Here is a 13,766-nt window from a genome sequence, read left to right as displayed (position 1 = left end):
AAAGAATATGAGCCGCATAAACCTGGAGTCAGCGATAACCTGCCCCAATTGCGGTTTCACCCGGAAAGAATCCATGCCGGTGGACGCATGCCAGCATTTTTACGATTGCCTAAGTTGCGGCGCGACTCTCAAACCCAAGCCGGGCGACTGTTGCGTGTTCTGCTCCTATGGCGATGTGAAATGCCCGTCAAAGCAGAGCGGCGAGAAAGGCGCATAAGCGCAAAGCCGGCTTCAATCGCTTGCTAAAGATCTAAATAAAAAAAGCCGCCGGATTTCCGGCGGCCATGATAAGAAGCTGGCGGGCAGGAAGCTACATTCCCATGAAGTCCGGGCCGTAACCGTGCTGGGCGGCGTTCACCCGCAGGTTCTCCCAAGGGCAGACTATCTCGCAGGTTGTGCACTGTACGCAGTTCTCCAGCGCCATTGCGTGGCGGCGTTTGCCGTCTTTCTCGATGGTCTGGTGAACCTCGGCGGTACAGTCCCCCACGCACGGGGTGTCTTTGCCGTGGCGGTCGTACTGGGCGATGCATTTCATGCACGTGTCGGCGTTGAACTCGTCGATGTGCTTGTTGTCTTCCTCGTAATGGGTGTGGGCGTAAAACACCACGTCGGCGGTGGAATACACAGTGCCATCGTCGTACCCGGTGGAAAGCTCCTTTTTGGGCGTAAACTCCGGGACGATGTGCGTGTAGTCCTTTTTGTAAGACCACGAGCCCGCCTCGCCCGGGTTTTCAATCATGTTCTTGGCGCCCAACAGTTTCAACGCCCCGAACGGATTGGAAAGCCCTGTCATGAACCCGGCGGTCATCACGCCCATGCCGGAGTCTATATTCGACTGCAAAGTGGGCATGAACCAGCCGAGCATCTGCGGATATTCGGCGAAAGCCCGGCGGAAATATCGGGCCTCGGAAAGTTCCTTGCCAACCCAGCCGCTCATAAGCCTCTGCTGGTAAGGGGCCAAGGCCGTGGCGGAAGTATCGTTCTTCTTCATGGCTTCCCACACCACCTCGGCGGCAACGTAGCCGCTCTCCATGGCCTTGTCCACGCCGGAGAACTTTTTAACGTCCAGGGTGCCCAAGGCGTCGCCCACCATCAGGGCTCCATCCACCGCAAACCGCTCGGGCAGGCCGTACTGCCCCCCCTCGGGGAGAATGGACGCGCCATACTTTAACAGCTTGCCGCCTTTTATCATCTCCTGGATGAAAGGATGTTTCTTGTAATCCTGCAGGGCCAGCGGCGGCCGCAGGTTGGGGTCGGGGAAGTCCAGCGACATCACAAGCCCGATGATGAGCTTGTTATCCTTGCAGCCATATACGAACCCGCCGCCCAGATGGCCCGCCGCCAGGGGATACCCGGTTGTATGCCACACCTCGCCCTCGTAGCTCTTCTGGCACTCCCAGACCTCTTTTACGCCTACGGCGTAGGTCTGGCCGTTTTTGCGGAGGTTGAACTTGTTGATGAGATCGCGGGACACAAAACCCTTGTCACCGAACACAGTCACCTTGGCGTAACAGTTATCCGCCAGCGGGTCGCCGGTGTTGTCCACCTTCACGCCCACAACCCTGTCACCCTCGAAAAGGATGGACTGGGCGGGGAAGCCGGGGAAAATGTCCACCACCACCCCTTCTTTCTCTTTGGCGCGCTCCTGGAGCTTGTCGGCCATGTAGGCGGCCATTTCAGAGATATTCAGGATGGCGTAACCTTCCTTTTTGAAATAGGAAGGCATGAAGGCGTAGGGCACGTTCTCGTGGCGTTTGGCGCCCAGCACCGTAAGATAGCTGTTCTTGCATATGCCCGCCAGGGGGAACTCCCCTTTGTCCCAGTCGGGGAATATCTTTTTCAGCGTCCTGGGGTTGGAGACAGCGCCGGAGAGCAAATGCCCCCCCACGGCTTTGGCCTTCTCCAGTATGCAGATGCGTATGGGCGCCGAAGCCAGCTCCACAAGCCTCAAAGCGAGAGTCAGGTTGGAGGGGCTTGCCCCCACCAGAAGGACGTCGTATTCAATCTTGCTGGACACCTTACACCTCCTTGGAGGCCGGGAAGGCCTTTTTGAAATTTTCTTTCAGGAGCGGCGCTATCTCGAACAGGTCGCCCACGATACCGTAGTTGGCGAACTGGAAGATGGGAGCGCTCTCATCTTTATTAACGGCCAGGATCACATCGCTGTGGGTGATGCCGACCCGGTGCTGGATGGCGCCGGATATGCCCAAGGCTATGTAAAGCGCTGGGCGCACGGTCTTGCCGGTCTGCCCCACCTGGTGGGCGTAGGGTATCCACCCCGCGTCCACCGCCTTACGGGAGGCTCCCACGGCGGATTTCTTGAATACGGAGGCCAGATCCTCCACCAGCCGGAACCCTTCCGCCGAAGCCAGGCCGAACCCGCCGGAGACTATCACCCGGGCGCCGGTCAGGTCCACCGCCTTGGAGACATCACGGACGGTCTCTATGACCTTCACGCGGAAATCTGAATCCTCGAACTTCACCGGGATAACGGTTATCTTGCCGGTCCTTGTGGTGTCTTCGCCGCAGGGCACCATGGCGCCGGTGCGGGCAGTGGCCATCTGCGGGTTCTTCCAGGGCCCGATGATGCGGGCCTTCAGGCTTTCGCCGAAAGATGGGCGGATGGCGTAAAGACAGTTATGGAACGTCCCCACCTTCGAGGGGTCGGCCTTGCCCTTATGCTCGTACTCGCCTATGTCCAGCTCGGTACAGTCGGCGGTGAGGCCGGTCTCAAAATAGGCGGCTATCCTGGGCGCCAGGTCGCGCCCGATGGTGGTTGCGCCGCAAAGCACTATGTGGGGCGGCCTGCTCATGCCTTCCAGCACGGAGATGGTGGCGCGCCGGTATGTAAGGGTGGTGTACTCCTTCAACTCGGGCTGGTCCACCACGAAAACCTCGTCGGCCCCGTTCCATATGAGGCGTTGGGGTATGTCGCCAAGTTCATGCCCCATAACCAGAGCCTGCACTTTCACACCTAGTTTTTCCGCCAGGCCCCGGGCCGCGCCCAGAAGCTCCAGCGCTATGGGCTGAAGGTCCCCCTGAAGCTGGTCGGCTATAACAAGAACGTCAGCCAAATTGCTCACTGGATTAACTCCTCTATATGGCGGTTGTCTTCCTTCAAGCGGGCCATCAGGTGTTCCACGTTATGCTTGGGAGAGTCGCCCAGGAACATCACGCAACTGCCGCCGATCTCGCCCATTTTCCATGTTTTGCCCACAACGGTGGGGGAACCCACAAGACCGGCCTTGTTCGAGTCCGCCCCGACCTTGTCCAGGTCTACGATGAAAACGGTTTGATCCATCCGCTCCTTGTGTCTCTGTAGCTCCTTCACCGCGTAAACGCCGCCGAACCGTTTGTGCTGGAGCTTTGTGGCGGAGTTGGCCACGGTTATCAACGCTGGTAACGGGGTTTCCAGCCACTGGTAACCACCCTCCACCACCCGCCGGACGCGGGCCTTGCCATCCACGATCTCCAGACGCTCGCAGTAAGTTATCTGCGGCAGGTCCAGCCGCTCGGCGATCTGCGGGCCGGTTTGGGCCGTGTCGCCATCGGTGGTCTGCAGGCCGGTGAACACCAGGTCCACCCTGCCAAGATACTGCACCGCCTTGTGCAGGGCGTAAGCTGTTGAAAGAGTGTCTGAAGCGGCCAGGCGCCTGTCTGTAAGCAGGTAGCCCTTATCCGCCCCGTATTCGCAGGCTTCCACAAGTATCTCCAAGGCAGGAGGGGGCCCCATGCTTATGGCCAGAACCTCGCCACCGTGGGCCGCTTTTACCTCCAGGGCTTTCTGGAGGGCGTACTTGTCGAACGTGTTCAACATCCTTTTTGCGCGGGCCCTGTCTATAGTTCCATCGGGGTTCACACCGGCCTTGGAACTGGTGTCAGGCACCTGCTTTATGAGCACTACTATTCTGTAACCGTCACTCATCAACCTAAGCTCCTCGCTTGCGCTGTTTTCAGGATTTTCATGCCTTCAGGCGGACTTATCAACCCTGTAAATATATCGGGAATGGGATACCATAAATAGCTGGTAATGATTACATAATCAATAGGTGATTGAAAAGGGGAATTTTTTATGAACTTTTTAGTGGCCGTTCTTGATGGACGGCGGCTTTATGCCATCACCTTTCTATAATAAACATATCCTCAGGCTTCTCGCCTCTTTCCCTTGCCAAAAGCGTCTCGAAAACCGGGTAAAGTTTCTCCGGGATGTCGAAATAAACCCCTCCCCGGGCGCTGTATTGGGAGGAGAACTCCCGCCGCCGGGCGTATAGCGCTTCTTCCATCTCCCCCAGGAAATCCCGCAGGGTCCTGTCTTTGGCGTTTTTCTCCCGCAATGTCACGCGGTGATGGCTTTCCAGGGCCAGGTGGCGGGTCATCTCTTTTAATGCCTTCTTATGATAGTGCAACAGCTCGTAAAACAGCTCGGGGTCGTGCTCAATCAACCCGTCCTCCAGTTTTTTGGCTATGGCTTTCCGGTCTTCAAAATGCCTTATGACCATGGATGGCTCCGCCCCGGCTCTCTGCAACAATTTGAGCAACAGGGTGAACCCCTGGGGGTAAATGGTGGTCTGGATGGTTTTTTTGCCCCGGGCGCTGGCCAGCCGCCCCAAAATGGTTCGCACAACGCCGCCCCGTTTGCCCACAAGCATCAGCTTGAACGCCTCCACCGCCCCCAGCGCCGCCAACTCCGCCTTCAGCCTGTCGGCCTGAAGGGGGGTTAGCTTCTCCAGTTGGATAAAGAGCCTGTTAAGCTCACCATGTTTTCCGTCTTCCTGTAGCTTTTTAGCCAGAACGCCGGTTTCATTCTTTATCTGCATACGGAGGATGACGTTTTTCACCCCTTTCCGGTCCTCCAGCGTTTTCCCCTCCAGAAACTCTTCTTCATCCAGAAGGCCCAGTATAAGCTCCTGGTTGGTGGAAATGCCCGGGCCGGTTATCACAAGCCTCTCCACGGTTTCTTTCAACAGCTCTATGGCGTGGAGGCGGTCTTCCCCGTGGACCACGGTTTTCATTATCATGGGGTCGTACTTGCCCGCCCATTCCACCCCTTCCCGGATGCGGCGGTCGTAATAAACTTTTAAACCGTGAATTTCCGGGATGGAAAACTGGTTTACGACCCCCCCGGTTATGGGGCCGAAAGTGCGGTCGTGCCCGCTTTTCAGGTAGAACGCCCGCTCGTCCTCATTCAATATCCGCTCCAGGCATATCCGCGCTTCCATGGTATGCCCGCCAAGGTTCCAGCCATCCATCTCATGCTGGGATTTAAGCTTGTATCCATCGGCGATATCCAACTGGGTCCTTACGTAGTTCACCCCATCCTGATGGCCGGATACCGGGTGCTCCACCTGGAGCCTGGTGTTCACCTCCAGAAAATAGAAGGTTTCCGATGACGGCTCGTACAGAAACTCGAAGGTGCCAGCCCCTACGTACGGCCCGCCGGTCCTGCGGGCAATTTCCGCCAGGAACGCGCTGATCCGCTGGCGCATGGATTTTTCCACCGCTCGCGCCAGGATGGCGGTCTCTTCTATAACCTTTTGGCGGTCGCGTTGCTGGGTGCAGTCCCTGGGGGCGCCGAAAAGAACGTTACCGTCCATGTCCGAAAGGAACTGAAACTCTACATGTCTGGTCTTGTCAAGAAACTGGTCCACGGAAAATACCGGATACTTGTCCAGAAATTTTTCAACGGCGGAGCGGAACTCCATCTCGGAGGGGGTTCGCAGGAGCAGTTGACCGTATCCGCCGCCACCGAGAGCGTCTTTGAGCAGAAAGTTTTTTATTTTGCCTTTGTGGGCGGTAAAAAATTCCATGGCCTGACCCACGCTTTCCACCTTGCCGGAGCTTTGGGGGGTGGAAAGGCCCGCCTGCCGCGCCACCTCGGTGGCGTTTATCTTGTTACCCAGGAACCGGATGATGGACGAACCTGGCCCCGCCATGCGGAACCCAAGCCGTTCCATTTCAGTAAACCACGCGTCATCTTCGGCGTTGAATCCCCAGCCTGGATGGACAACCACCTCGAACAGATCAATGCCCCGGCTTTTCAGCATGAACGCCAGGGCTTTCATGGACCATATGTCCAGCCGTTCCGGCTCCGGCCTTCGTCCCCGGTCGCAATAGACCGGGACATAAAAAACCTCGTCGTCGTTGTTAAGGAGTCCGCCATAAGGGAAATCGGAGCCATCATGGAGGGCTATGACCTTTTTCCCGGCCTCGTGGGCCTGCTCTAACACCCTGCAGGCAATCTCTCCCCGGTTGGCTATCACCACATATCCGCTTTTGGAGAACCCCTTTTCATTGCCGTGGTTCCGCCGGGAATCCGCCAGGCTCTCACGGGCCTTCTCCCGGATGGCGTCACATTGTTGCTCCAGGGCGTTTTCTGCGCGGACGGTCTGTTCCCAACCGGCGCCGTAATGTTTCTTGGCCTCGTTCCGGCGTTTTATGCAATCGGCTTCTGTAATTGGTTTTCCCAAGGACGCCACGTAGCGGCGGGAGAATTCCTCTTCTATGATCCTTTCCCGGTTCCATGCAAGCAGGCCGTCGTCGCTGTATTTTTCAACGACCTCCACAAGCTCCAGCCGCTGGGCAGTCCTGTCAGTATGGGCGACCCGGGTGAATTTTTGGGCGTGATGGGTAAGTTCAGCCTCGCAAGCGCTTTGTAAATGGCGAACGCCGCGCTTGTCCATCATGGGTTCTTTGCCCGTTTTCCGGCGGGAAGGGGCGGTGGAACCTGCCCTGGTGTTGTCTTTACTGGTTTTCATAACGTTAAAAGCTGTTTCCGGAGCTATCGCTCAAACCCGACATGTTGGCAGACCAGGATCCGGTTTGGCAAGAGGCATAACGGCTCCTGCTAATTACCGCGCCGCCTGGTACGCAAGCTCAACCACGCGGTTTATCTCCGTAGGGGCCATACCCACCCAAAGCGGCAGACGCACTATACGTTCGCTTAACCCAATGGTGTTTTTCATGGAGCCGTGGGCCCTGCCCAGTTTTTTACCCGCCGGAGAGCTGTGCAAAGGCACATAGTGGAAAACCGACATAACGCCGCTCTCCTTCAAATGCGAGATAAAGTCCGCCCGTTTGGCGGGATCCGGAAGCAGGAGGTAATACATGTGGGCGTTATGGGCGCAATGGGCTGGCGTTACCGGCCTGCGGAAAAGCCCCGCTTTCTCGCCCCCCTCAAAAGCCTTGTGGTAAGTGTCCCAAATTGCGAGCCGGTCGTGGGTGATGCGTTCGGCCTCCTCAAGCTGGGCCAGCAGGAACGCGGCCACTATTTCCCCCGGCAGGTAGGAGGAGCCGATGTCCACCCAGGTGTATTTGTCCACCTGGCCGCTCAAAAACTTGCTACGGTTAGTGCCCTTCTCGCGGATTATCTCCGCCCGTTCAGTAAAAGCCGGGTCATTCACCAGCAGGGCGCCACCCTCGCCGGACACGATGTTTTTGGTTTCATGGAAACTTAAAGCCCCCATCTGGCCGAAGGTTCCCAGCGGTTTGCCCTTGTAGGAAGACATTGCCCCCTGGGCCGCGTCTTCTATCACCACAAGGCCGCGCCGGGCGGCTATTTCCATGATGGCGTCCATCTCGCACCCAACCCCGGCGTAATGCACCGGGGCGATGGCTTTTGCGCGAGGGGTGATTGCTTCTTCTATTTTCCCCTCGTCCATGTTCAGCGTGTCTTCCCGGATGTCCACGAATACCGGAACGGCCCCGCGCAGGACGAAGGCGTTGGCGGTGGATACGAAAGTGTACGATGGCATTATCACCTCGTCGCCCGGCTCGATTCCCGCCAGGATGGCGGCCATCTCCAGGGCGGCGGTGCATGAATGGGTGATCATGGCCGCGTGGCATTTGGTCATGTCCCTGAGCCTGGCGTTGCAAAGCTTGGTCATGGCGCCGTCGCCCGCAAGCTGGCCTTCGGCCATGGCGCGCTTGATATAGTCCAGCTCCTTGCCGGTGGCATGGGGTTTATTGAACGGTATCATCTAATCAGTAAGCCGCCGGCGGGGTTGAGGGCTTGGCCGGTTCCGGCGCGCCCCGCATGAGGTTTTTAAGTTTCAGCGACACCAGCGCCGCGCCCATCACCGTGTACTGCCACAACCTGCGCATGGAGTTTATCCGCTTTGCCGCTTTTGCCACCTTGCTCCACAGGCTCACCTTGAGGGCGCTCTGGGAGAAACGGAAAATGATGGTGGATATCTGGTACCAGGAAAGCTTGTCCATGTACAAGGGTATGCGCCCCTGCGCCTCGGGAAGCTCCATGATGCGCGGGTCGTCCTCGGAGGTCCATGTGAAATCGGCGGGTATTTTACGCTCGGCCACGGCCCTGTCCCACAGCTCCGTTCCCGGATATACGTGCAGTATGGCCATGGAGCATTGCGCCTTTCCGCGTAGCGACTCGGCGAACCGCAATGTCTCCAGCGCCTCATCCCAGGTTTCGGTAGGATGGCTGAATATGAAGAACGGGTTGGCGGTGACTCCGGCCTCGTTGGCCCAGCCGATTACATCCACCGCCTGTTTGAGCGTGGCTTTCTTGTGGATGACCTGGTCGCAAATCCGGCGGTTGGCCGATTCCACCCCGAACCCGAAATGGTACATCCCCGCCTCAACCATCTTGTCGAACAGGGGCCGCTCGATGATGTCCACCCTTATCTCGCAGAACCAGTTCAAACCCAGCTTGCGCTCTATCATCATGTCGCAGATCTTTTCGAGCCGTTTGGGATTGTAGTTTAGCGTGTCGTCGTAAAACCAGATGACCTTCGCGCCGTAACGGGTGGCGACATGTTCTATCTCCGCCAAAACCTTTTCCGCGTCCACCCCCCGCACTTTCCGGCCCCAGTTGACGGGTGTGGCGCAGAAATTACAGTCGAACGGGCAACCCCGGCTGGTCATAAGGTTGGCCGCGGGCAAAATCCCTTTGCCCGGCACCTCAACCTTGAAATTGTAAAGAGACATGTCCTCCAGGTGCCTGGCGGGGAAGGGGAGGCTGTTGAGGTCTGGTATTTTCATGCGCGGCCCGGTGGAGATTATGGCGCCTCTGTCGTCCCGGAACGTAAGCCCCTCTATTTTCGAAAACTCTTTTGCGCCACCTCCGCGCTCCATGACGCGGGCAAGCTCCACTATGGTGTGTTCACCCTCGCCGGAGACCGACACGTCTATTTCAGGAATGTGCGAAAGCGTATCCAGCCCTGTGGCTGAACAGTGAGGCCCGCCCGTTACCACCAAAGTTTCCGGCCTGGCCATTTTCACGGCACGGGCCACGTTGAACGCCTCCAGCCGGTTCTCGGTGGTGACGGTGACGCCGAAGATGGCGGGTTTATCTTCCTCCACCGTCCGCACTATGTCGGGGATGGACATGCGCATCACGTGGCTGGGGAGGGTGCGTACAGGTATCCCCTCCCGCTCCAGGCAGGCCGCCATATACAACACCCCCAGCGACGGCATGGAGGACTCCTTCCATCGCTCGGCGAAATAACCCTGGGGCGGCACGCAAAGCATGACGCTGTTCTTGTTTGATGCCATCTATTCCAATTTTACGGGATATCTTTATAATTTAGCACACGGCGAAGGATACATTATAAACACCGGTAGGGGATTATGCCCATGAAACGCCATCCCGCCGCCTCCCAAGGGGGCGCAAAACCCAAATTCCCGCTGGATTTGGCGCTCATTGACAGGGCGTTGCTGGAGGACGCCCCCAAGGGTGACGTTACCACGCTGGCCACAATTCCGGAAGACGTTGTGGTGACCGCCAGGCTGGTGGCCAAGGGGAAAACCGTGATCGCCGGTTTGCCACTGTTCGAGGCGGTGTTCAAGCGGCTGGACCCTGAAATAAAAACGCGGCGTTTACTGCGCGATGGAGACGTGGCCGCCAAGGGCGCGCTGGTGGCGGAGGTGACGGGCCATGCCCGCGCCATTCTCACCGCCGAGCGGGTGGCGCTAAACTACATGCAACACCTGTCGGGCGTCGCCACCCTCACCTCCCAGTTCGTGGCCGCCATCAAGGGGGCGAAAACAAAAATACTGGATACCCGGAAAACCACCCCCCTTATGCGCGACATGGAAAAATACGCAGTCCGTATCGGCGGAGGGTTCAACCACCGGCGGGACCTTTCGGCCATGGCGCTGATTAAGGAAAACCACATTGCCGGGGCCGGAGGTGTCGGCAAAGCCGTGGCCGCCGCCCGAAAGCGGCTGGGGGCGAAAAGTTTTGTCGAAGTGGAGGTGAGGGATTTAAAGGAACTGGGGCAAGCCCTCGATGCCGGGGCGGATATGGTTTTGCTGGACAACATGACAGCGGCGATGGCGCAAAAGGCTGTGAGGTTTGTGGACGGCAGGGTGGAGACTGAAGCTTCCGGCAACATGAGCTTGAAAACAGTGGGAAGTTACGCCAGGGCCGGGGTGGATTATATCTCCGTGGGGGCGCTTACCCATTCGGCCCCGGCGGCGGATCTTTCGTTGCTGGTGGAACGGATACCAGCCGGAAAGGCATAAAAAAAGCGCCGGGATTGAAAAACCCCGGCGCCGGTAAAACGCAGTGTTTTTTGTTAGTTGCCGCGTCTCTGGCCGCCCCCCGGGTTGCCGCCACGGCCGCCACGATCACCACGGTCGCCACGGTCTCCGCCGCCGCCAGCGCGATCCTGCGGGCGGGACTCGTCCACCTTCAGCCTGCGGCCGTCCATGTTGTAGCCGTCAAACTTGGCTATGGCCGCTTCGGCCGCTTCTTCGCTTTCCATTTCCACGAACCCGAATCCGCGGGAACGGCCGGTTTCCCTGTCCGTAAGGATCTTCACAGCCACAACACCCCCAGCTTCCGCAAAGAGTGTGCGAAGCTCCTCATCTCTGGTCTTATAGGACAGGTTGCCAACGTACAGTTTCTTTTCCATTTTATGTCTCCAAGAGCAATTAACACGCGATGCCTTGCGCTTTGGCCGAGCGCTAATGGCATCTCGTAAATTTAACACAATTACAGTTTTTCACCTAGAAAGTTTTTAAATTGACATTGGTTATCTAACGCCTCTGCGCCGGGCCGGGAGAGGATTTTACGGCGGCCCTGAAAAGTCATCTTGCGGAGTTCCTTCTTCCCGTCCCCTCGCAGGTCTTGCAGGTCTTTATCATTTCATACATGTCCCGCACAACGCCCCTGCCGTGGCATACCAGGCATTGTCTCGAAGGCGCAGTTATCTTGGGTGGGGGAAACGGGGAAAGCTTATGGGAGTAGATGTCTTTCCGCTTCAAGTAGGATGTGACGAAAGCCATGTTGTGTACCGCCTGCCCCTTGGGCCTTTGCTGGCCTGGGATCGTGGCGGCGCCATACCCCGTATCCAATAACAGACGGTCGTAAACCGCGCGGCTTTTCTTGTCTTTTAACGTCTCGTAAGCTTCGCGCGCCAGCAGGAACGCCTCCGCTCCCCCTTCTCCGGCCCTGTCCGGATGAAGCTCAAAGGCCAGGTTTTTATAGGCCCGTTTTACCTGTGCCGTGGTGGCTCCCGGGTTTAAGCCCAGTATCAGATAATAATTTTTCAGTTTTTTATCCAACATTGATTTTTCGTAACGGCGAATAGGCCAAACATAACCCTCCGCCTCTCCGTTTATATTGTGTGCGCGGCGTTTCAAAGCCGCAAGGGGGGCTTTGGTGATAAACGGGGTAAAGTTTTTGTGGCGGATGAACGATACGTGAAGAGCGTTACGCCCGGCGTGTTTGACGGCTGGGGGTGGCGGGAGTAATATTACAGTTGGTTTCGCGTGTTGGTGGCACGAAAATCGCTGTAATTGTGGAGAGACAGGCTCGCAGAAAAATATTGTCCGTCATTAAATTGACGTTGACATTAATTTATCTGTAAATTAGCATCTATTGTCATATAATTAATGGCAATTTATGTAAGGGACTTCCATGTATTACGATGATGGTCAGGAAATGACCCTTAAGCAGGCGCTGGAGCTTCTTGCCGTTGACGAGAACGCCAGTGTTGAAGTCGTAAAACAGTCCTACCGCCGGGCCGCCAAACTTTACCATCCAGACACCACTTCCGGCCTGTCGGACACGGAGAAATTCCAAAAAATAGTTACCGCCTACAACCTTGCCTTGAAGGAAGCCAAGCGGAAACAGGTTTTCGCCAACTTTAAGAAGACCACTTCCGGCGCGGGGGCGGAGCAGGCCCAGGGCGCGTGGAAACGGTTCACCGGGCGGACAGGCTCGAAGATAATGGATTTCATGGGCGGGCACAGAAAACCGCAAAACAGCGCGGCTGATGCGGCCGGTTCCGCCTGGACGGACAGGAAAACGGTTTACACCCTCTCGTTTGAAGAGCTTGTACACAGGTTCGACAAATCCACCAATCCATGGGATCAAATAGAGTCGGCCCACGAGATATACAGCCGGTTCCGGGCGAGGTTTGAATCTTTCGCCACTCCCAGGCTTTCCAAAACCTACGGGAAAACCCTGGCGGAGCTTCTCTGCGTGCTGGGCCAAACCCGTAGCCGCGGGGCGCTCAACGCCATCGCGCCCTATCTTACCTCCATGAACAAGGAGGTTTGTTGCGCGGCCTTTATGGCGTTGGATTCGGCGGGAACCCTTGGGCACGAAATTCTGGACAGGCACCTTAAAACCCCATCGCCGGTGATGTATTACATAACCGGCCTGTTCGGGCGGGACGATACGGAGAAAGAGATAATAAAAAACAGCGCCATCCCCGCGGAGAAAGTCCGCAGGCTTTCGGCGGTAACCCGCCGCACCGGTTTTGCCATGCAGGACCTGCTGGAGGGTATGGGCCTTTCCATGAGCACTCCGGCGTAATATCCCGCCGATTACCGGTTATCTTTAGAGATACGGATTCCAGGCGGCCCCTCGCTACTCAATGGAGTTTGACCATGCCGCCTCTCTATAATATGATGTATTACATTGTATTACTTGCTTGCCAAAGGGTATAAATGCTATCCGTTCGTCTGGACGAAAAAACCGAGAAGCGGCTAGATAAACTGGCAGAGAAAACTGGCCGGTCGAAAAGCTACTACGTCCGCAAAGCCGTGCAACAGTTTCTTGAGGACCGTGAGGATTATCTTGCGGCCTTGGCGGCGCTGGAGCGTGGCGAGCCGGTGACCAGCATCGCCGAACTGCGTAAAGAGCTTGGACTGGAACGTTAAATTCACCAAGTCGGCCCGCAAACAGCTTATTAAGCTGGACAGGGCCATTCAATCCGCCATTCTCGATCATCTTGAAGACCGTGTGGCCAAAGAACCCCGGAGGCATGGCAAAGCCCTTGCGGGAGATAAGAAAGGTTTTTGGCGGTATCGCGTAAGGGATTACAGGGTCATCTGCCAATTGATTGACCGCGAAATCATTGTGCTGGTACTGGCGGTAGGACATCGGAAAGACGTTTATGAACGTTAAACTCACCGGATGGAAGGCCGTGGCGGCCCTGGCCATGGTTCCCCTGTATTTTCTCTACTATCACGCAAGCTTTAGCGCCGGTATGCCCTATGCGCTGGATGTGATAAAGACCCAGCTTGCGGGGAGTTATTACATGGCGGAGATCGAGCGCCAGAAAGCCGAGGGCGCCCTTACCGGCGTGGAGAAGATAACCGTTTCCCTCGACGATGTGGAGGTGAAAACCTTTTTAAGGAAACGCCCGGTGATACGGGTGAAGCCGCTGGTGAATGGCGAGCCTCCGCCCGATGGGAAGGAATACCGCTATTTCGTGGCGGACTATTCTCCGCTTATAGGCTGGGGCGCGATATACGAAACCGGGAAGACGGCGTGGAGCCTGTGGTAGGCG

General features: G+C 57.0%; 14 protein-coding genes. 6 read left to right on the top strand and 8 right to left on the bottom strand.

Annotated elements, in window-relative coordinates; all coding sequences use genetic code 11:
- Positions 1-7 precede the first annotated feature (7 nt).
- Positions 8-217 (top strand): hypothetical protein, encoded by a 210-nt coding sequence (locus HY751_07655; protein ID MBI4666267.1) that lies wholly within the window; start codon positions 8-10, stop codon positions 215-217.
- Between the two features lie 93 nt (positions 218-310).
- On the opposite strand, the gene HY751_07650 is transcribed toward HY751_07655, so the two are convergent.
- The 6 genes from HY751_07650 to HY751_07625 all read right to left on the bottom strand — a co-directional run bounded on the left by HY751_07650 (position 311) and on the right by HY751_07625 (position 9,513).
- A complete protein-coding gene (locus HY751_07650; protein ID MBI4666266.1) occupies positions 311-2,017 on the bottom strand; it encodes a 4Fe-4S dicluster domain-containing protein in 1,707 nt (568 codons plus the stop codon).
- 1 nt (position 2,018) lies between these two features.
- On the bottom strand, positions 2,019-3,083 hold the full coding sequence (locus HY751_07645) for an electron transfer flavoprotein subunit alpha/FixB family protein (GenBank protein MBI4666265.1): 1,065 nt from the start codon (positions 3,081-3,083) through the stop codon (positions 2,019-2,021).
- A complete protein-coding gene (locus tag HY751_07640; protein MBI4666264.1) occupies positions 3,080-3,925 on the bottom strand; it encodes an electron transfer flavoprotein subunit beta/FixA family protein in 846 nt (281 codons plus the stop codon). Before HY751_07640 ends, HY751_07645 begins: the two co-directional genes overlap by 4 nt.
- A gap of 193 nt (positions 3,926-4,118) precedes the next feature.
- Positions 4,119-6,755, bottom strand: a complete 2,637-nt coding sequence (locus tag HY751_07635) for a hypothetical protein (GenBank protein MBI4666263.1) — start codon at positions 6,753-6,755, stop codon at positions 4,119-4,121.
- A gap of 93 nt (positions 6,756-6,848) precedes the next feature.
- Positions 6,849-7,976 (bottom strand): dTDP-4-amino-4,6-dideoxygalactose transaminase, encoded by a 1,128-nt coding sequence (rffA, locus tag HY751_07630; protein MBI4666262.1) that lies wholly within the window; start codon positions 7,974-7,976, stop codon positions 6,849-6,851.
- Positions 7,977-7,980: 4 nt separating this feature from the next.
- On the bottom strand, positions 7,981-9,513 hold the full coding sequence (locus HY751_07625; protein ID MBI4666261.1) for a radical SAM protein: 1,533 nt from the start codon (positions 9,511-9,513) through the stop codon (positions 7,981-7,983).
- 81 nt (positions 9,514-9,594) lie between these two features.
- Here HY751_07625 and nadC point away from each other — a divergent pair, with 81 nt between their 5' ends.
- Positions 9,595-10,485 (top strand): carboxylating nicotinate-nucleotide diphosphorylase, encoded by an 891-nt coding sequence (gene nadC, locus HY751_07620; GenBank protein ID MBI4666260.1) that lies wholly within the window; start codon positions 9,595-9,597, stop codon positions 10,483-10,485.
- A gap of 53 nt (positions 10,486-10,538) precedes the next feature.
- Here nadC and HY751_07615 read toward each other — a convergent pair whose 3' ends face one another.
- Together HY751_07615 and HY751_07610 are read right to left on the bottom strand one after the other, a co-directional pair.
- Entirely contained in the window at positions 10,539-10,877 is a 339-nt protein-coding gene (locus HY751_07615) for an RNA-binding protein (GenBank protein ID MBI4666259.1), read from the bottom strand.
- Positions 10,878-11,052: 175 nt separating this feature from the next.
- Positions 11,053-11,532, bottom strand: a complete 480-nt coding sequence (locus tag HY751_07610) for a DnaJ domain-containing protein (GenBank protein ID MBI4666258.1) — start codon at positions 11,530-11,532, stop codon at positions 11,053-11,055.
- A gap of 352 nt (positions 11,533-11,884) precedes the next feature.
- Here HY751_07610 and HY751_07605 point away from each other — a divergent pair, with 352 nt between their 5' ends.
- The 4 genes from HY751_07605 to HY751_07590 all read left to right on the top strand — a co-directional run bounded on the left by HY751_07605 (position 11,885) and on the right by HY751_07590 (position 13,763).
- The gene (locus tag HY751_07605) at positions 11,885-12,787 is read left to right on the top strand and encodes a DnaJ domain-containing protein (GenBank protein ID MBI4666257.1); all 903 of its coding nucleotides are present in this window, start codon (positions 11,885-11,887) and stop codon (positions 12,785-12,787) included.
- 134 nt (positions 12,788-12,921) lie between these two features.
- Positions 12,922-13,134: a ribbon-helix-helix protein, CopG family gene (locus HY751_07600; protein ID MBI4666256.1), complete on the top strand. Its 213-nt coding sequence runs from the start codon at positions 12,922-12,924 to the stop codon at positions 13,132-13,134.
- A complete protein-coding gene (locus tag HY751_07595) occupies positions 13,118-13,381 on the top strand; it encodes a type II toxin-antitoxin system RelE/ParE family toxin (protein MBI4666255.1) in 264 nt (87 codons plus the stop codon). Before HY751_07600 ends, HY751_07595 begins: the two co-directional genes overlap by 17 nt.
- Positions 13,371-13,763: a hypothetical protein gene (locus tag HY751_07590; protein ID MBI4666254.1), complete on the top strand. Its 393-nt coding sequence runs from the start codon at positions 13,371-13,373 to the stop codon at positions 13,761-13,763. Before HY751_07595 ends, HY751_07590 begins: the two co-directional genes overlap by 11 nt.
- Positions 13,764-13,766: the final 3 nt, after the last annotated feature.

This window comes from Nitrospinota bacterium, from assembly GCA_016208975.1.
In the GTDB taxonomy this organism is placed as follows: Bacteria; Nitrospinota_A; UBA7883; order UBA7883; family JACRLM01; genus JACQXA01.
This window is presented reverse-complemented; position numbering and strand designations above follow the sequence as displayed.